Source organism: Ruegeria sp. SCP10 (genome assembly GCF_040329495.1).
In the GTDB taxonomy this organism is placed as follows: domain Bacteria; phylum Pseudomonadota; class Alphaproteobacteria; order Rhodobacterales; family Rhodobacteraceae; genus Ruegeria.
Genome location: NZ_JBDZYF010000002.1, coordinates 368721 through 385129 on the forward strand (window position 1 = coordinate 368721; position 16409 = coordinate 385129).

At 59.1% G+C, this 16409-nt stretch carries 19 protein-coding genes; 12 read left to right on the forward strand and 7 right to left on the reverse strand.

Translation table 11 applies throughout. The annotated features are described in order from the left end of the window. The first annotated feature begins 172 nt into the window (after positions 1 to 172). The 4 genes from ABLN87_RS08175 (at position 173) to ABLN87_RS08190 (ending at position 3207) form a co-directional block, all read left to right on the forward strand. Positions 173 to 706 (forward strand): invasion associated locus B family protein, encoded by a 534-nt coding sequence (locus ABLN87_RS08175; protein WP_353008903.1) that lies wholly within the window; start codon positions 173 to 175, stop codon positions 704 to 706. A 164-nt stretch (positions 707 to 870) separates the two neighbouring features. After that, positions 871 to 1038 carry a hypothetical protein gene (locus ABLN87_RS08180; protein WP_353008904.1) on the forward strand — a complete coding sequence of 56 codons (168 nt, stop codon included), beginning with the start codon at positions 871 to 873 and terminating at the stop codon, positions 1036 to 1038. Positions 1039 to 1206: 168 nt separating this feature from the next. After that, positions 1207 to 2394 carry a 23S rRNA (adenine(2503)-C(2))-methyltransferase RlmN gene (rlmN, locus tag ABLN87_RS08185; protein ID WP_353008905.1) on the forward strand — a complete coding sequence of 396 codons (1188 nt, stop codon included), beginning with the start codon at positions 1207 to 1209 and terminating at the stop codon, positions 2392 to 2394. Positions 2395 to 2583: 189 nt separating this feature from the next. After that, positions 2584 to 3207, forward strand: coding sequence for a cytochrome P460 family protein (locus ABLN87_RS08190; RefSeq protein ID WP_353008907.1), 624 nt, complete (start codon positions 2584 to 2586; stop codon positions 3205 to 3207). A gap of 8 nt (positions 3208 to 3215) precedes the next feature. Here ABLN87_RS08190 and ABLN87_RS08195 read toward each other — a convergent pair whose 3' ends face one another. Beyond that, positions 3216 to 3554, reverse strand: a complete 339-nt coding sequence (locus ABLN87_RS08195) for a hypothetical protein (protein ID WP_353008909.1) — start codon at positions 3552 to 3554, stop codon at positions 3216 to 3218. Continuing rightward, positions 3551 to 4471 carry a J domain-containing protein gene (locus ABLN87_RS08200; RefSeq protein ID WP_353008911.1) on the reverse strand — a complete coding sequence of 307 codons (921 nt, stop codon included), beginning with the start codon at positions 4469 to 4471 and terminating at the stop codon, positions 3551 to 3553. Before ABLN87_RS08200 ends, ABLN87_RS08195 begins: the two co-directional genes overlap by 4 nt. Before the next feature lie 157 nt (positions 4472 to 4628). On the opposite strand from ABLN87_RS08200, the gene ABLN87_RS08205 reads away from it, so the two are divergent. Continuing rightward, positions 4629 to 5012: a hypothetical protein gene (locus tag ABLN87_RS08205; protein WP_353008913.1), complete on the forward strand. Its 384-nt coding sequence runs from the start codon at positions 4629 to 4631 to the stop codon at positions 5010 to 5012. On the opposite strand, the gene ABLN87_RS08210 is transcribed toward ABLN87_RS08205, so the two are convergent. Both ABLN87_RS08210 and ABLN87_RS08215 read right to left on the reverse strand, forming a co-directional pair. Further along, on the reverse strand, positions 5013 to 6110 hold the full coding sequence (locus ABLN87_RS08210; protein ID WP_353008915.1) for a cystathionine gamma-lyase: 1098 nt from the start codon (positions 6108 to 6110) through the stop codon (positions 5013 to 5015). A gap of 3 nt (positions 6111 to 6113) precedes the next feature. After that, positions 6114 to 6956, reverse strand: a complete 843-nt coding sequence (locus ABLN87_RS08215) for an LOG family protein (protein WP_353008916.1) — start codon at positions 6954 to 6956, stop codon at positions 6114 to 6116. A gap of 79 nt (positions 6957 to 7035) precedes the next feature. On the opposite strand from ABLN87_RS08215, the gene ABLN87_RS08220 reads away from it, so the two are divergent. The 4 genes from ABLN87_RS08220 (at position 7036) to ABLN87_RS08235 (ending at position 10004) form a co-directional block, all read left to right on the forward strand. Further along, on the forward strand, positions 7036 to 7947 hold the full coding sequence (locus ABLN87_RS08220; protein WP_353008918.1) for a threonine/serine dehydratase: 912 nt from the start codon (positions 7036 to 7038) through the stop codon (positions 7945 to 7947). Between the two features lie 108 nt (positions 7948 to 8055). Next, positions 8056 to 8883 (forward strand): 2,3,4,5-tetrahydropyridine-2,6-dicarboxylate N-succinyltransferase, encoded by an 828-nt coding sequence (dapD, locus tag ABLN87_RS08225; RefSeq protein ID WP_353008920.1) that lies wholly within the window; start codon positions 8056 to 8058, stop codon positions 8881 to 8883. Positions 8884 to 8991: 108 nt separating this feature from the next. Continuing rightward, positions 8992 to 9618, forward strand: coding sequence for a LysE family translocator (locus ABLN87_RS08230; RefSeq protein ID WP_353008922.1), 627 nt, complete (start codon positions 8992 to 8994; stop codon positions 9616 to 9618). Positions 9619 to 9656: 38 nt separating this feature from the next. Next, positions 9657 to 10004, forward strand: coding sequence for a hypothetical protein (locus ABLN87_RS08235; RefSeq protein ID WP_353008923.1), 348 nt, complete (start codon positions 9657 to 9659; stop codon positions 10002 to 10004). Here ABLN87_RS08235 and ABLN87_RS08240 read toward each other — a convergent pair. Next, positions 10001 to 11059 carry a transporter substrate-binding domain-containing protein gene (locus tag ABLN87_RS08240; RefSeq protein WP_353008925.1) on the reverse strand — a complete coding sequence of 353 codons (1059 nt, stop codon included), beginning with the start codon at positions 11057 to 11059 and terminating at the stop codon, positions 10001 to 10003. The two genes, ABLN87_RS08235 and ABLN87_RS08240, sit on opposite strands and share 4 nt — an antisense overlap. A gap of 209 nt (positions 11060 to 11268) precedes the next feature. Between ABLN87_RS08240 and dapE the strand changes: the two genes are divergently transcribed. The 3 genes from dapE to rnr are packed head-to-tail and all read left to right on the forward strand — an operon-like array spanning position 11269 to position 15303. Further along, entirely contained in the window at positions 11269 to 12408 is a 1140-nt protein-coding gene (gene dapE, locus ABLN87_RS08245) for a succinyl-diaminopimelate desuccinylase (RefSeq protein WP_353008926.1), read from the forward strand. A 3-nt stretch (positions 12409 to 12411) separates the two neighbouring features. Next, positions 12412 to 12987 carry a TIGR04282 family arsenosugar biosynthesis glycosyltransferase gene (locus ABLN87_RS08250; RefSeq protein WP_353008928.1) on the forward strand — a complete coding sequence of 192 codons (576 nt, stop codon included), beginning with the start codon at positions 12412 to 12414 and terminating at the stop codon, positions 12985 to 12987. 57 nt (positions 12988 to 13044) lie between these two features. Continuing rightward, positions 13045 to 15303 (forward strand): ribonuclease R, encoded by a 2259-nt coding sequence (gene rnr / locus ABLN87_RS08255; protein WP_353008930.1) that lies wholly within the window; start codon positions 13045 to 13047, stop codon positions 15301 to 15303. Here rnr and ABLN87_RS08260 read toward each other — a convergent pair. Beyond that, the gene (locus ABLN87_RS08260) at positions 15294 to 15680 is read right to left on the reverse strand and encodes a DUF1801 domain-containing protein (RefSeq protein ID WP_353008932.1); all 387 of its coding nucleotides are present in this window, start codon (positions 15678 to 15680) and stop codon (positions 15294 to 15296) included. The genes rnr and ABLN87_RS08260 overlap by 10 nt on opposite strands. Continuing rightward, a complete protein-coding gene (locus ABLN87_RS08265; RefSeq protein ID WP_353008933.1) occupies positions 15677 to 16375 on the reverse strand; it encodes a glutathione S-transferase family protein in 699 nt (232 codons plus the stop codon). Before ABLN87_RS08265 ends, ABLN87_RS08260 begins: the two co-directional genes overlap by 4 nt. Between the last annotated feature and the right edge of the window lie 34 nt (positions 16376 to 16409).

Sequence of the window (16409 nt, forward strand, 5' to 3'; positions counted from 1 at the left end):
GGTTTTTTGCGCAAAATTCTGCCAATCGCCCTTTCGCCTGTGGCGAAACCTGCGTTAGTGTGTGTATGTCGGCAATCATCGGAATGCGCAACTTTCGTAAAGACGAACCGGCAGGGTTCGCGGGGCATTCCGGTGGGTATGAGGTAAAAGGTCGAGCTAGGAGGCTGGACAAATGGGATCAATGCTCGTCCGCGTGATCGCGGGCCTGTGTGTGGCGGGGATGGCCACAACTACAATCGCTCAACAAGCGACAAGCACCAATCGCGTAGCGGCAAAAACCGATTGGAGCGTTTTTGTCGAAGACGATCCCACCGAATGCTGGAGCGTTTCTGCCCCTAAGGAAACCGTGAACACGCGCGGCGGCCGCGTTGTTTCGGTTCGGCGCAGCGATATCCTGTTGTTCGTGTTCTATCGCCCCAATGCTGAGGTCAAAGGTCAGGTCACCTTTACCGGTGGCTATCCTTTCGCATCAGGCTCGACCGTGAACCTGAATGTGGATGGTAGTGAATTTGAGCTGTTCACCGAAGGCGAATGGGCCTGGCCGGCAACAGCCGCAGATGACGCTAAGATCGTCACCGCGATGAAACGCGGGACCGAGGCAGTGCTGACCGCGCGCTCCGAACGCGGAACGCAGACCAAAGACACGTTTTCGTTGCTGGGCTTTACAGCGGCCATCGAAGACGCCGAGACTCGCTGCACCAACTAAGGCTGCGCCCAAGCGTGAAAGGCCCTGTCATCTGGCAGGGCTTTGTCGTTATGGCGACCCGTCATTGTCTTTACGCGGTGTCAGCTTTGAATTTGATCCGTATCAATGTCGCGGCCTTCAGAATCTGAACTAATCGGTTCAAGAAAAACGAAGGAGTGATAGATATGATGAACAAATCTTTGGTCGTGTTGATGATGGTGTGTGGGGCTCTGTTGACGGCCTGTGAAAACAACGGAGAAAACTATCCGGTTACCGGTGAACAATGTGGTCCGGAAGATCCTGTGAAAAAGCTGGATGCAGCAGACTGTGTTGTTCCGCCTGCAGGTGTCTGATACCACGCAGACCCGACTGACTGGCCGCAGCGATGATCCCTGCGGCCAGTTGCGTTTCCGGGCATTACAGTCTCTTGGGTACGATTTCTTTTGATCTTTGCACGCGTTCCTATATAGAGGCGCATCCCAAGCCAGAATCTGCATAGATACGCCCCAAAAGGTACCAGCATGTCGCCCAAAGCGCCGATCACGCAAGACGTTATGACCATTCCCCGCAAACTGCCCGAGGGGAAAGTGAATCTGGTGGGTTTGTCGCGTGATCGCCTGCGTGAGGTGTTGATCGAACATGGCACGCCTGAAAAGCAGGCCAAAATGCGCACCGGGCAGATCTGGCAGTGGATTTACCAATGGGGCGTGCGGGACTTTGCCGAGATGACAAATCTGGCCAAAGCCTATCGCGTACAGCTGGCTGAGAATTTCGTCATCGAGATCCCCGAGGTCGTGACCCGTCAGGTCTCGGAAGATGGCACCCGCAAGTATCTGTGCCGCATCGCTGGGGGCCATGAGGTCGAGGTTGTTTATATCCCGGAAGAGGATCGTGGCACGCTATGTATCTCATCTCAGGTGGGCTGCACGCTGACCTGTTCCTTCTGCCACACCGGCACGCAGAAACTGGTACGCAACCTGACAGCGGCGGAAATCGTTGGTCAGGTGATGATGGCTCGCGATGATCTTGAGGAATGGCCAACCCCCGGTGCTCCCAAGGACGAAACGCGCCTGCTGTCGAACATTGTTCTGATGGGCATGGGCGAGCCGCTTTATAACTTCGAAAACGTCCGTGATGCGATGAAGATCGCCATGGATTCTGAAGGCATTTCGCTGTCGCGCCGCCGGATCACCCTGTCCACGTCTGGCGTGGTGCCCGAGATCGCGCGCACGGCCAATGAAATCGGCTGCCTGCTGGCGATCTCATTCCATGCAACCACGGATGAGACCCGTGATGTACTGGTTCCCATCAACAAGCGCTGGAACATCGAGGAGTTGCTGCAAGCACTGGCGAGCTATCCCAACGCTTCGAATTCCGAGCGGATCACCTTTGAATATGTGATGCTGGATGGCGTCAATGACAGTGATGAGGATGCGCATCGCCTGATCGAGCACATCAAGCGCCACAATATCCCGGCCAAGATCAACCTGATCCCGTTCAACGAATGGCCCGGCGCGCCGTACAAGCGCAGCTCGAACAATCGTATCCGGGCCTTTGCGAACATCATCTATCAGGCAGGCTATGCTTCACCGATCCGCAAAACACGCGGAGAAGACATCATGGCCGCCTGTGGCCAGCTGAAATCGGCCACCGAACGCGCCCGCAAGTCGCGCAAACAGATTGAGGCCGAGGCTGGGCTGAGCGGCTGAGCTAGACTGCCCGTGCCTGTTTTCTGAACTCAAAATTTGTTATGTTTGGCCTGTTCGGTTCAGGTCAGGCTCACCTTTGTGCACAAGACTGTGAGAGGAATGGGTCGTTGTGAACCACAAGCTAAGTCTTTGACAACGCCCTGCGCGCGGACCGTACGCAGGCAAACTGTTTTCAGATGGGCCAATACCATGAGCACGATTTTTCAAATTAGTTTCAAAACAATACTCGTCGCTTCATTCTCGCTTCTTTTCCATATCGGAGCCGCAAAGGCCGATGACCGCGAGGCACACATCACAATCGAGAACCCCGCCGAGCTCAGCAAAGACGAGGCCGAAGAGATTTATCAATCGCTTAGCCGACGTCTGGCACGCGGCTATGCCGGCGCCCAGCTTGACTTGATCCGGAATTATCAAAGCTGGGCGCTGTTCAATGACGCGCCTTATGTTTCGGCGACCCACGGTCAAAGATATGTGAACAGCTACGCCAATCGCATGGCCCATAACTATGGAACCATGCAGGACGGAGACGTATTGCCAGCGGGGTCGGTTCTGGCAAAGGACAGCATGACGGTTACCGATGAAGGCAAGATCTTTCCCGGCGCGATGTTCGTGATGGAGAAGCTGCCGCAGGGCGCCAACCCTGCAACAGCTGATTGGCGTTACATCATGGTGCTGCCTGACGGTTCGCTTTATGGCGACACCACGGGATCACGCCCCAATCAGGTTGTTTATTGCCATGAATGTCACGAACAGGTGGCTGAGCGCGATTATACCTTCTTCGTGCCCGAGGAGTATCGGATCAAAGCCGAATAGCAGTCAGACTATCCGCGCTGGAAACGCGCCGTGCCGATCACTTCGATCACCTGTTGGCGGATGGGTTCGGGTTGGGCTTCGACAGCATTCAGAACCTCGCGCAGTTCGGCGCGCAACCCGTGCATTTGGTCGATCAGAGAGATCATCATCGACAGGGCATCCGCCTCCATATCGTATTGCTCATGCAGCTCGCAGGCTAGTTCCAACCGGGCGACGTCGATGCTGTGGTAAACCACGCCTTGTGCCGATTGCTCGGGGATCACGATTTCGGCGGCCAGATATTCGGTTAGGCGATCCGAGGTCAGGCGGGTGATGGTGGCAATCAGTTCCTCTTCGGTCAGGGTCATGACGGCATTCCTTTCCGAGGATCATAGCGATGGGCATTGCGCCATGTCTCCATGAATTGCTTGAGGTCGTCGTCGATCTGGTCGGGCAGTGCGACGGTGAGTTCGATCAGTTGATCCCCGCGTTCAGATGAGCCGCGTTTCTTAACCCCCTTACCCCGCAGGCGCAGGGTTTTGCCGCTGCTGGTGCCCGCAGGGACGGTGACATTGACACCACCGTCAATCGTGGGCGCGCGGACTTTGCCGCCCAGAATGGCCTCATCAATGCTGATGGGCAGGGTGATGTGGATGTCATCACCCTGCCGGTCGAACACCGGATGGTCTGCCACCGAGATCGTAACCAGAGCGTCGCCCGCCGGTCCCTCGCCATAGCCCGGAGCGCCCTTGCCTCGCAGTCGGATGGTCTGGCCTGTGGTGATACTCGCCGGGATTTTAACCTCGATCCGGTTGCCATCGGGCAAGGTCAGCTTTTGGCTGGCCCCAAACACTGCATCCAGAAAGCTGATCTGCAGCGAGTAGTTCAAGTTGTGACCCGGCGCGTGGAACTCCTGCGTGCGCTGACCGCCAAATCCACCGCGGCCACGCATGAATTCGGCGAAGATATCCGACATATCCTCCGGGTCCGCCTGTCGTCCGCGATAGGGGTTTCCGGCAGCCTCGGCATAGTCACGATAATATTGCTGTTGCGGGCGTTCCTGACCCGAGGCGTCAATCTCGCCATTGTCATAGCGCGCGCGGGTTTCGGGGTCTTTCAACAGGTCATAGGCTGCTGCTGCGGCTTTGAACTTTGCCTCAGCCTCGGCATCACCGGGTTTCAGATCCGGATGGCATTCTTTTGCGATGCGCCGATAGGCTTTCTTGATATCGGCAGCACTGGCGTCTTTGGCGACGCCGAGGACGGAATAGGGATCGTCGCTCATCTCACCTCTCGCGGATGTGGGTCGGTCTGATCTTTATGAGTCTATTTCAGCATGCGATTTCAAGGGGCCGAAAGGAAGAGGCATTTGAATTGCTACATAAAATCCGGCAGGTCTGGTAGTATCTACATGATCTCAGGTTCTTTGACGGAGGCCCCGCATGTCACGCAGATTCAAATCCGCTTTGGCCTTGCTGGCCGGGAACGCAATCGGGTTGATATTGGCCGTGTTGCTGCTGACCGGTTTTGCGATCAAGCCTTTGTCCTTTGTGGTCGTGGTCCTCGTCTTCACCGTTGTTCAAGTGATCGCAGAGCCATTGATCCTGAAGATCGGAGAAAAGAAAGCGCCTGCACTCAAAGGCGGGATCGCCCTGATCGTGACTTTTGTGGGTCTGCTGGTGACCGAATGGATCACAGCCGGACTTGTTATCGGAGGGGTGGCAAATCTGTTGGCAGCAACGCTGCTGGTATGGTTGGGCGCCTTGATCGGCAGCATTGTTCTGCCGATCTACGTGTTCCCCGAACTGCGCGGGCCCAAGAACTAGCTAGAGCGCGTTCAGGCTGGCCTCGATGGCTTGCCACAGCTCTTCAACCGGTTCACATCCAACGGACAGGCGAATGAAACCGGGGTCAACATCATCGCCCCAGCGGGCGCGGCGCTCGGCGGAGCTGTGGACGCCGCCAAAGGATGTCGCAGGGCGCAACAAAGGGCAGCCGTTGATAAACGCCTCTGCCATGTCCTCATTGTCCAGCGTCAGGGACAACAGAAATCCGAACCGTTTCGTCTGAGCCTGAGCAAGTGCATGCGCCGGATCGCCAGGCAGTCCCGGATAGCGCACCAGCCTGACTGCGGAATGGGTAGCCAGCCGTTCGGCCAGCACCTGGGCCGAGGCGCACATGCGGTCATAGCGTACGTCCAGTGTTTCCAGCCCGCGATGCAGCAACCATGCCTCATGAGGACCGGGGATTGCGCCTGAGACGCGTCGCCATTCCTCGACCTGTTCCATAATCTGGGTGTTGCGGCTGGCCACATGGCCCATCAGCAGATCCGAATGCCCGCCCATTGCCTTGGTGTCGGAGGACACCACGACATCGATCCCCAGATCCAGCGGGCGCTGGCCCAGCGGGGTCAGGGTTGTGTTATCTGCAATTGTTACCCCTCCGGTAGCGCGCACTTGTTCAGCAACGGCGGCCAGATCGATCATATCCAGGCCGGGGTTCGAAGGGCTTTCGACAAACACCACGTCAAACCCCTCGAAACCACCCTCGGCAAAGGACGTTGTTGCGCGTTCCTCGACCTCGACCCCGAGGCGCGAGAGGAACCGATCCGACAGCAGGCGCGTGACATAGTACCCGTCCGACGGGATCAGCAGGCGTGATCCGGCCTGAACCGTGGCAAACAACGCTGCTGAGATCGCCGCCATACCCGATGGAAAGCTGAGGCACGGCGCGTCTTCAAGATGTGACAGCATATGTTCCAGCTGCACCCATGTCGGATTGTCGACGCGGCCATAAGTGGCCAGACCATCCGTTGCGCCCGGCAGGTGGTACATGCTGCTTTGGGTCAGCGGCAGGGCGACCGGATCACCCGCGTTCAGGGCATTGCCACGCAGGTGCAGCATTTCTCCGGGTTTGGGAGCCATGGTTCAGCGCCCCGGAATGGCGTCGCGGGGCGGGGCGGGTTCCCAATTCTCGATGATATCGACCGCTTCTTGCGCGGTGTCGACAAAACGGAATAGGTCAAGATCTTCATCCGAGATCGTGCCCGCATCGGCCAGTGCCGCCCAGTTGATGACTTTCTCCCAGAACTCACGACCAAACAGCAGGAAGGGCACACGCTCCATCCGGCCTGTCTGGATCAGGGTCAGGGATTCGAACAGTTCATCCATTGTCCCGAAACCACCGGGGAAGATGGTGATGGCGCGGGCACGCATCAGGAAATGCATCTTGCGGATCGCGAAGTAGTGGAAGTTGAAGCTAAGCTCGGGCGTCACATACAGGTTCGGAGCCTGTTCGTGTGGCAGCACGATGTTCAACCCGATGGAGCAGCCGTTTGCGTCTTGCGCGCCGCGGTTCCCAGCTTCCATTACGCCAGGGCCACCACCTGTGACGATGACGTTCTCGCGGCAGCCGGTTTCGTTAGATTTCTCGGTCATCAACCGCGCGAATTCGCGGGCTTCGTCGTAGTATTGCGACAGACCCGCCAGAGTTTCGGTCCGTGCAGTGTGCTTTTGCGACGGTTCAGGAATACGCGCGCCACCGAACATGACGATGGTCGAGGTGATCTGGCGTTCGCTCATGATCATCTCGGGCTTGAGCAACTCCAACTGCAGACGCACCGGGCGCAGCTCATCCCGGCATAGGAACTCTTCGTCGGCAAACGCAAGGCGATAGGCGGGCGAGCGGGTCTGCGGCGTATCCGGCACCTCGCGCGCGGTCGAGCGATCTGTTTGTGCGTCGCGGAACGGGCTGTGACGGTCTTCTCTCATGGGTGATCGATCCCTGCTTGCGTGTTTTTCAAACAGCTATAGGGTTCGCGGACAGAGCGCCAGTCACGGAAAGACAAGAATGAATTGGAAGAGCGAAATATTAGCCGCCCAGCATCGCATTTCGGGCTATGCGCAGGTCACACCCGTGATGACCAGCAAGATACCGGGCTATCCCATCGAACTGAAGCTGGAGCAGATGCAGCATACCGGTAGCTTCAAGGCGCGGGGGGCATTCAACACCCTGATCAGTTCTGACGTTCCCGAGGCCGGAGTGGTGGCGGCTTCTGGTGGCAACCACGGCGCAGCCGCCGCCTATGCGGCGCAGGCGCTGGGCTACCCGGCCAAGATTTTTGTGCCCGAGCTTGCGGGGCCGTCCAAAATCGCATTGATCAAGCAAACCGGTGCGGACCTGAGCGTTGTCTCGGGTGAGTATGCCAACGCGCTAACCGCCGCGCAGGCGCATGAACAGGCTACCGGCGCGATGCAAATCCATGCCTATGACGCACCCGCAACGGTGGCCGGGCAGGGGACGTGTTTTGCCGAGTGGGACGCCCAGGGGCTGGAAGCCGATACCGTTCTGGTCGCTGTTGGCGGTGGTGGTCTGATCGCAGGCGCTCTGGCGTGGTTTGACGGCGCGCGTAAGGTTGTGGCGGTCGAACCCGAGACCTCTTGCGCCTTGAATGCGGCGCTGAAGGCGGGTGAGCCTGTGGATGTGTCCGTGTCCGGCATTGCAGCGAATGCGTTGGGTGCCCGGCGGATTGGCCAGATTTGCTTTGATCTGGCGCAGGGTATGAGCTCGGTTCTGGTGATTGATGAAGCCATTGCAGAAGCGCAACAGATGCTATGGAAGGCACATCGCATTCTGGTGGAACCGGCGGGGGCCGCGGCGTTGGCGGCGCTAACTTCGGGGGCCTATCAGCCCGAACCGGGCGAGCGTGTCGCGGTCCTGATCTGCGGTGGGAATATCGCCCCCGACCCGCTTGCCGGGTGAATGATCGTTGCCCAGACGTAAACGGAACCGCGTTCGTCGCATTGCGCCATGAGTGTCACTTGCGTATAGGCCAAACCAACACGAACAGATTCTGTAGGGAGACGCCCAATGTCCAACGCGCAATTGGAAGCCGCCATCGAGGCCGCCTGGGAGGCGCGCGATACGATCACACCCGCAACCACGGGTGAGCAGCGCGAAGCCATAGAGGATACCCTGAACGCGCTGGACAGCGGGTCATTGCGGGTTGCCGAGAAGCAACCGAGCGGTGACTGGCATGTGAATCAATGGGCCAAGAAAGCGGTCCTGCTGGGCTTTCGCATCAAGGACATGGAAATGCAGACCGGCGGTCCGCAAGGTGGCGGCTGGTGGGACAAGGTCGACAGCAAGTTCGCAGGTTGGGGTGACAACCAGTGGAAAGCCGCTGGCTTCCGCGCGGTTCCGAACTGCGTTGTCCGCAAATCTGCCTTCATCGCACCGGGTGTCGTTCTGATGCCGTCCTTCGTGAACCTGGGTGCCTATGTGGACGAAGGTACCATGGTTGACACATGGGCCACCGTCGGCTCCTGCGCGCAGATCGGCAAGAATGTGCACCTGTCCGGCGGCGTTGGTATTGGCGGTGTGTTGGAACCGATGCAGGCGGGCCCAACAATCATCGAGGACAACTGCTTTATCGGCGCGCGTTCCGAAGTTGTCGAGGGATGCATCGTGCGCGAAGGCTCGGTTCTGGGGATGGGCGTGTTCATCGGCAAGTCGACCAAGATCGTGGATCGTGAGACCGGCGAGGTCATGTATGGCGAGGTACCGCCCTATTCAGTGGTTGTCGCCGGATCGATGCCGTCCAAGAACAACGTGAACCTCTACTGCGCGGTGATCGTGAAACGTGTGGACGAGAAAACCCGTTCGAAAACTGGGATCAATGAGCTGCTGCGTGACTGATCCAAACGTAGCGTGAATGACAAAAGGCCGTGGATAGGCTCCGCGGCCTTTTTTGTAAGAACATCATGCTGCTATACCGGGCGCTGCTGCACAGGAAGAGGAAGACCCATGATCCCAATCGACATAGCCATCTTGTTCATGGGGGCGGCGATTGCGCTGGCCGCTGTTCCCGGGCCAGACAATATCTTTGTGATGACGCAATCGGCACTCTATGGCCGGATGTCAGGGTTGGTTGTGACGCTGGGACTGGCCTCTGGGCTTATCGTGCACACTACCGCAGCGGCTTTGGGCGTGGCCGTCATCTTCCAAACTTCACAAACCGCCTTTGCGGCGTTGAAATACGCCGGTGCGGCTTATCTGGTCTATTTGGCGTGGAAGGCGTTTTCTGCAGCAGGGACTGCGCTTGACGGCGTTGATGCGCCGGAGATCCCGACGCGTAAACTCTATTTGCGTGGGTTGATCATGAACATCGCCAATCCGAAGGTGACGATTTTCATGTTGGCCTTCCTGCCCCAATTTGTCGATCCGCTGAACGGATCGCTGATCGGGCAGTTCTATCAACTGGGCGCGCTGATGTTCCTGGCGACGGTTGTGGTGTTTGGGGCCGTGGCCCTTGCTGCCGGCACGTTGGGTAGCTGGCTTAGGGGTTCGCCTTCGGTTCAGCTGTGGATGAACCGCGTTTCGGGCGTGATCTTTGTTGCGCTGGCCTTCAAACTGGCCACAGCCGAGCGCTGAGCTTGACCAATTCAGGCCGCAGGGCTAAGGCCCGTGCCATGGAAAAGCAGAAAAAACCCTCGCGCCAGCAAGTCTATACCCTTCTTGTTCAGATCGGACGGAAGGATGGGGATGGTTTGCCTGACGGGGCAACAGGTGCGGCGTTGATCTGTTATGCCAGTGGCGTGGATGAGGCCGAGGCCGTGCGCGAGACCGTGGCGATCCTGAAACAGGCAGATACGGCACCACTGGATGTCACCGGTTACGGCACGTTGGCTGAGCGTGAGGCACAGGGCCATGACATCGATGCGGATGAACGTACTCTGATGCAGCGCGCGCTGGACGAAAACGCGGTAATCGTGGCGCAGATGACCCCGTTTTTTGAAGACGAGACCTCAGCCTCTTAATTCTGCGATCCGAACCATTTGCGGTGTAATTCGTCATAGGTCCCGTTCTCACGCAGGGACAGCAGCGCCTGATTGACCTCTTCTACCAGTGGCGAGCCGGTCGGGAAGGCAATGCCATAGTTTTCTCGCAGGAAGATGCTACCCGTCATCGTTGCAATCCTGCGCCCCTCATGCGCCGCGAAGTAGGACAGGATAGGCGCGTCGAACACGACAGCGTCCAGATCTTCGGCCTTAAATGCCTCAAGCATCTGATCGAGCCCTGGATAGCCTGCGTATTCGATTTCGCGCCGGTCCAGAAAGCTGGCCGCAGTTGAACCTGTAATGGTGCCGACATTCTTGCCATAGAGATCATTCACCGAATTCACATTTCCGGTGATCGCGTCCACGGTCATCACACTGGTGATGCGAGCGGTGAAGACAGATACGATAAATAGCGAGGATACCACCAGCACCACGCCCAGAATGCGGCCAAATGGTGTGCGGGGCATTCGTTCTTCAAAACCGCCATTTACGACCAGGTTCAGCGCCCACCAGAAGGATGGGAACCATGCCTCGTTCAGCTTGCGGTCGAAATAGGGCTGCGCACGTCGTTCGAACCCCCACATCAACATGCCGCCACCGAGCAGGATGGCGAAGGCCAAGCCAATGGCGATGAACAATTCGGTGGACAGCAGCGCCTGCAACAGAGACGGTCGGCGCACCGCATCCGATGGCACCATGATCTGCAAGCCCGCCTCGAAAATCGGCTGGCTAAAATCCATCTGCGTTTCGCGTGATGCCGTGATCGAGATATTGGCGATGGCCAGATCGGCCGATCCGTCCTCGACCGCGCCCAGCATCTCGGCAAATGACTCCACGCGCTGGACAGAGTAATCCCATCCCAAAGCCTCAGAAAGAGCCCCCAGCAGGTCCATCGAGAATCCGGTTTCAGCACCGTCCTCAACATAGGAAAACGGCGGGCGTGTCACTGTCGTAACATTTAGCGTCTGTGCCAGGCTCTGCTGTGCGAGAACGGCGAAAGTCAGGCTGATCAATGCGTAGAATGCGCGCTTCATGGTCAAGTCACCCGTTTCGCGGCCCTGTAACGCGAATGTATATGCGTGGGCAAGGTGGCCGCCGGGTAAATCGACATGTTTTGTTGCGCTCTCAGACTGATACATCGCCTGCTCAGTGCGATAATTTTTTTGGATTGGCCTTGGCAATCCGGTCAATTCGTTGAATCTGTGCACGAACCTGAGCGCAAGACCAACAGCGAGGCCCACATATGACCGATGCAGTTCAACTGACGGCAGACCTGATCCGTTGCCCATCGGTCACACCTGATGAGGGCGGTGCGCTTGTCCTGCTGCAGGACATCCTAACGGAGGCAGGGTTCGAATGTACCCGGGTGGATCGCGGTGGCATCAGTAACCTGTTCGCCCGTTGGGGGGCCAAACGGCACGCGCGGACATTTGGGTTCAACGGCCATACGGATGTGGTGCCTGTAGGGGATCAGGCGGCCTGGACCAAACCGCCCTTCGGGGCCGAGGTTCATGACGGGGTGATGTATGGGCGCGGCGCGACGGATATGAAGTCCGGCGTTGCCGCCTTTGCAGCTGCGGCGATTGATTTCGTGCGCGACACTCCGCCCAACGGGGCGATCATTCTGACCATAACCGGCGATGAAGAAGCTGACGCGCTGGATGGCACAACCGCGCTGCTTGATCATATGGATCAGGTGGGCGAGCGGATGAGTGTTTGTCTGGTCGGCGAACCAACCTGCCCGAACCGGATGGGCGAGATGATGAAGATCGGCCGGCGCGGGTCGATGACCGCTTGGTTCACGGTGACTGGCGTTCAGGGCCATTCGGCCTACCCACATCGGGCCAAGAACCCTCTGCCAGCCATAGCGCGGCTTATGGATCGGTTGGCCAGTCATGAACTGGACCGGGGCACCGATCATTTCGATGCCTCCACGCTGGCCGTGGTCACCATCGACACGGGCAATCCCGCGACAAATGTCATCCCGGCGCAATGCAGTGGCACCGTCAATATCCGCTTCAACGACACGCATTCCGGTGCGAGCCTGAGTGATTGGCTCAAGACTGAGGCCGCGCGTGTGGCCGAAGAGTTTGGCGTTGAGGTGGAGAGCAAAATCAAAATCTCGGGCGAGAGCTTTCTGACTCCACCGGGCGCGCTGTCCGATCTGGTGGCGCAGGCGGTTGAGGCCGAGACGGGCGTGCAACCCGAGCTGTCAACAACCGGTGGCACCTCCGACGCGCGTTTCGTTAAAAACCACTGCCCGGTGGTCGAGTTCGGGCTTGTCGGTCGCACCATGCATCAGGTCGATGAATGCGTCGAGGTGGCCCAGATCGAGCAGTTGAAGGCGATTTATACGCGTATTCTGACGGACTATTTCGCCTGACCGATGCAGCGCACTCTGGTCATCATGGTCAAAGAGCCTCGTCCGGGTCGCGTCAAAACCCGGTTGGGGCGCGGTATCGGCATGGTAGGCGCGGCCTGGTGGTTCCGGCACCAGACGCGGTCTCTGATCCGTCGGTTGCGCGATCCGCGTTGGCAGATTGTGTTGGCGGTTTCCCCCGACACAGAAGGGCTGACCAGTCGTATCTGGCCTGCCGATCTGCCACGCGCGGCGCAGGGGCGGGGTGATCTGGGCGATCGAATGGGGCGGATGCTGCGCAGGATGCCCAAAGGGCCTGTCTGCCTGATTGGGGCGGATATTCCTGGCATCACGCGCCATCATATCGCGGACGCGTTCAAGGCATTGGGTCGTTCGCAAATGGTGTTCGGCCCGGCCCCGGATGGCGGCTATTGGCTGGTCGGTGCGCAACGCTATGGCGCGTTGCCCTTGGGCTTGTTTCGGGATGTGCGCTGGTCGACAGAACATGCGCTGGCCGATACGTTGGCGTCGGTTCCCGGCTGTGGTGTCGCCCTGTTGAACGAACTGCGTGATGTGGATACCGTCGCTGATTTGCACGGCTGAGCCGAAGGGACACTTTTTGGTCATGACGCGGTTGCATGCGCGTGCTAGGCCAAAGACATGAGTCGCATTCCCACCAAGCAGGAGGTCCTCGACTGGATCTCAGCGAACCCCACCCTGACCTCGAAACGTGATATCGCCAAGGCCTTCGGCATCAAGGGCGCGGATCGGATCGATCTGAAACGCATCCTCAAGGAGCTTGAGGCCGAGGGGCATCTGGAAAAGCGCAAGCGCAGCTATCGTGACCCGGATCGTCTGCCGCCGGTTAGTGTGTTGCAGGTGAAGGCCCCGAATGAAGATGGCGATCTGTTCGCGCGGCCCTTGGAATGGCATGGCGACGGGGTCGAGCCCATCGTCCTGCTGATCACCCGCGCCAGCGATCCGGCGCTGGGCGAGGGCGACCGCATTCTGGCGCGCCTGACCGTGGTGCAGGAAGAAGACCACAATTACGAAGCCCGCCTGATCCGCCGTATCGGAACCAACCCGCGCAAGATCGTGGGTATCTATCGCAAAGGGGCCGAGGGCGGGCGGATCGTGCCCATCGACAAAGCCGGTTCGACGGAATGGTTGGTGCCCGAAGGCGCGGTGCATGGGGCCAAGGATGGTGAATTGGTCGAGGCCGAACAGGCCGGGCCCAAGAACCGTATGGGGCTGCCCCGCGCGCGCGTCGTTGAACGCCTGGGCGATCCGACCGCACCCAAGGCCGTCTCGCTGATTGCCATTCATCAGCACGGCATCCCCGATGATTTCCCCGATAAGGTTATTGATGAGGCGGATAAGGCCAAACCCGTTGGTCTGAAGGGTCGCGAAGACTTGCGGGACATGCCGCTTCTGACCATCGACCCCTCGGATGCGCGCGACCATGATGACGCCTGCTATGCCCATGCCGATGACGACCCCAAGAACCCCGGCGGTCATGTGATCTGGGTCGCCATAGCTGACGTGGCCGCCTATGTGCAGCCTGGCACCGCGCTGGACCGCGAGGCGCGCAAGCGGGGCAATTCCAGCTATTTCCCGGACCGTGTGGTGCCGATGCTGCCGGATCGTCTGTCCGGTGATCTGTGTTCACTACATGAGGGTGTCCCGCGCGCCTGTATCGCCGTGCGGATGCAGATCGACGCCGAAGGCAACAAGATCGGGCATCGCTTCGTGCGCGGCTTGATGCGCTCGGCCGCGTCTCTGCACTACGCCGAAGTGCAAGAGGCCATTGACGGCACCCCTGACGACCGCACCGAGCCGCTGTTGGAGCCGGTGTTGAAACCGCTCTACGCCGCTTATGCCGCGCTGAAAAAGGCGCGGGCGGCGCGGCAACCGCTGGAACTCGACCTGCCGGAACGCAAGATCGTTCTGTCCGACACGGGTGAGGTAACCAGCGTCGCCTTCCGCGACCGTTTGGATGCGCACAAGCTGATCGAAGAGTTCATGATACTCGCCAATGTCGCCGCTGCCGAAACGCTGATCGCGAAACGTCGGCCCCTGCTGTTTCGCGTCCACGAGGAACCCGCACCTGAAAAGCTGGAGAGCCTGCGTGAAACGGCGCAAGCCGCTGGCCTGAACCTCGCCAAGGGTCAGGTTTTGCAAACTCGTCACCTGAACGCCCTGCTGAACGCGGCGGCGGGCACCGAGGATGCGGAACTGATCAACCTAACGACCCTACGGTCGATGGCGCAGGCCTATTACAACCAAGAAAACTTCGGCCATTTCGGGCTGGCCCTGCGCAATTATGCGCATTTCACCTCGCCCATCCGGCGCTATGCCGATCTGATTGTGCATCGCGCGCTGATCTCGGCCCATGGCTGGGGCGAGGACGGGCTGACCGAGGAGGAAATCGCCCGGTTGGATGAAACGGCAACGCATATTTCGGACACCGAACGTCGATCCATGATGGCAGAACGGGACACCACAGACCGCTATCTGGCGGCCTATCTCAGCGAACGCGTGGGCAATGAGTTCACAGGCCGGATCAGTGGTATCGCGCGGTTCGGGGCGTTCGTGAAGATGGACGAAACCGGGGCCGACGGGCTGGTGCCCGTGCGGTCCCTGGGTCGCGAGTTCTTTCATTTCGACCGCGAGGCCGGAACCCTGATGGGGTCGGATACCGGGTTGATCATCGCCATCGGCCAGCGTGTTACCGTGCGCTTGACCGAGGCAACCCCGGTGACAGGTGGGCTGGAACTGGAACTGCTGTCCATCGACGATCAGGCCTTACCGCGCGGGCGCGGCCCTGCCAAGCGGGGCGCGCGTCGCAAGGCGGTCAGCACCAAGCGCAAGAAGGACAAAATCAAGCGTAAGGTCGAACGTAAGCGCCGTCAGAGGTGATAGGTTAAGGCCCGCGCGATCAGCCAGCCATGGCGGGTCGGATCGATCTGATCCACATCGTCGAACAGCACCGCCCTGTTGCCTTCAATCCGATCCTCATCGGGAAAGGCGGTCGTGAAGTCCCCCATCAACCGGCTTTGGCAATGCACGAACAGGGCAAATGGCGCGGACTTATGTCCACCCAACCGAATGGTTGAGCCCTTGGGGGCCAGATAGGCGGGCTGACCCCAGCGCAGCGCCTCTTGCAGCGGTTGGGCACTGGGCAGTGCGCTGGCGGTCTCAAGGATCAGATCGCGCAAGGCAAGTGCTCCGGCACGCGTGTCCGGGGGCAATGCCGCAAAGGCGGCCGCTACGGCGGGATCTTCAATCTGAGTCATGACAGGGGTACTGCCTGTTCCATCCGGTCTACGTAAGTGTTGAGCAGGTTATCCTGTTTGATGCGGCGGGTCAGCGGTGTTTCAACAGGTGTCGCACGCATTGCCGCCAGCATGGGACCAACGCTCATATCCGCAGCGGTCGGTCGTTCGCCCAGCAGAAACGGTGACTGCCACAGATAGGCCGAGATCGCCTCAAGGTCACGCTCGACCCGGTCCAGACGTTCATTCAGGGAAAAGCGACCGATGCCCTGAGCGTTGATGCCTTTCAGGACGGATTTGCGGATTGCATTAGAGGCCGGTTTGCGGATTAGGGCTGGAATGCTGTTAAAGAACATCTCGCGCAGGATGGGCCAGACCTCATCATTGTCCCAGCGGTCCAGAACGATGTGGAAATAGAGATGCTCCTCGGCCATACGGATCAAGGCGCGGGATTGTGCCTTTTCAACATCCGACAAGCCCGCGTCGAAGTCGGCCCCTTGCTGTTCCAGCCAATCGCGGATTAGATCGCTGTCCGGGACCAAACGCTCGGGCGTACGTAGCACAGGCAGCTTCTGGTGCGGCATCTTGCGAGGGTCCAGAATGTCGGATCGCTGCCAGGTCTGGCCTGATTTTTGCAGCATCAGCGCGGTTTTCACGCAGAATGGGCTGGCGCTGAACAAGCCAAAGGCCGAAGGGTAAGTGAGAAGGGTCAGCATCAGGGGGCTCCATCATTGGGGATGGCCGGACCTT

Coding starts and splice junctions, on each gene's coding strand:
- rlmN (WP_353008905.1), top strand. CDS start 1,207: ATGTCGCCCAAAGCGCCGATCACGCAAGACGTTATGACCATTCCCCGC.
- ABLN87_RS08260 (WP_353008932.1), bottom strand. CDS start 15,680: ATGACTCAGATTGAAGATCCCGCCGTAGCGGCCGCCTTTGCGGCATTG.
- ABLN87_RS08250 (WP_353008928.1), top strand. CDS start 12,412: ATGCAGCGCACTCTGGTCATCATGGTCAAAGAGCCTCGTCCGGGTCGC.
- ABLN87_RS08240 (WP_353008925.1), bottom strand. CDS start 11,059: ATGAAGCGCGCATTCTACGCATTGATCAGCCTGACTTTCGCCGTTCTC.
- dapD (WP_353008920.1), top strand. CDS start 8,056: ATGTCCAACGCGCAATTGGAAGCCGCCATCGAGGCCGCCTGGGAGGCG.
- ABLN87_RS08200 (WP_353008911.1), bottom strand. CDS start 4,471: ATGAGCGACGATCCCTATTCCGTCCTCGGCGTCGCCAAAGACGCCAGT.
- ABLN87_RS08235 (WP_353008923.1), top strand. CDS start 9,657: ATGGAAAAGCAGAAAAAACCCTCGCGCCAGCAAGTCTATACCCTTCTT.
- dapE (WP_353008926.1), top strand. CDS start 11,269: ATGACCGATGCAGTTCAACTGACGGCAGACCTGATCCGTTGCCCATCG.
- ABLN87_RS08265 (WP_353008933.1), bottom strand. CDS start 16,375: ATGCTGACCCTTCTCACTTACCCTTCGGCCTTTGGCTTGTTCAGCGCC.
- ABLN87_RS08215 (WP_353008916.1), bottom strand. CDS start 6,956: ATGAGAGAAGACCGTCACAGCCCGTTCCGCGACGCACAAACAGATCGC.
- ABLN87_RS08220 (WP_353008918.1), top strand. CDS start 7,036: ATGAATTGGAAGAGCGAAATATTAGCCGCCCAGCATCGCATTTCGGGC.
- ABLN87_RS08210 (WP_353008915.1), bottom strand. CDS start 6,110: ATGGCTCCCAAACCCGGAGAAATGCTGCACCTGCGTGGCAATGCCCTG.
- ABLN87_RS08175 (WP_353008903.1), top strand. CDS start 173: ATGGGATCAATGCTCGTCCGCGTGATCGCGGGCCTGTGTGTGGCGGGG.
- ABLN87_RS08180 (WP_353008904.1), top strand. CDS start 871: ATGATGAACAAATCTTTGGTCGTGTTGATGATGGTGTGTGGGGCTCTG.
- rnr (WP_353008930.1), top strand. CDS start 13,045: ATGAGTCGCATTCCCACCAAGCAGGAGGTCCTCGACTGGATCTCAGCG.
- ABLN87_RS08195 (WP_353008909.1), bottom strand. CDS start 3,554: ATGACCCTGACCGAAGAGGAACTGATTGCCACCATCACCCGCCTGACC.
- ABLN87_RS08205 (WP_353008913.1), top strand. CDS start 4,629: ATGTCACGCAGATTCAAATCCGCTTTGGCCTTGCTGGCCGGGAACGCA.
- ABLN87_RS08190 (WP_353008907.1), top strand. CDS start 2,584: ATGAGCACGATTTTTCAAATTAGTTTCAAAACAATACTCGTCGCTTCA.
- ABLN87_RS08230 (WP_353008922.1), top strand. CDS start 8,992: ATGATCCCAATCGACATAGCCATCTTGTTCATGGGGGCGGCGATTGCG.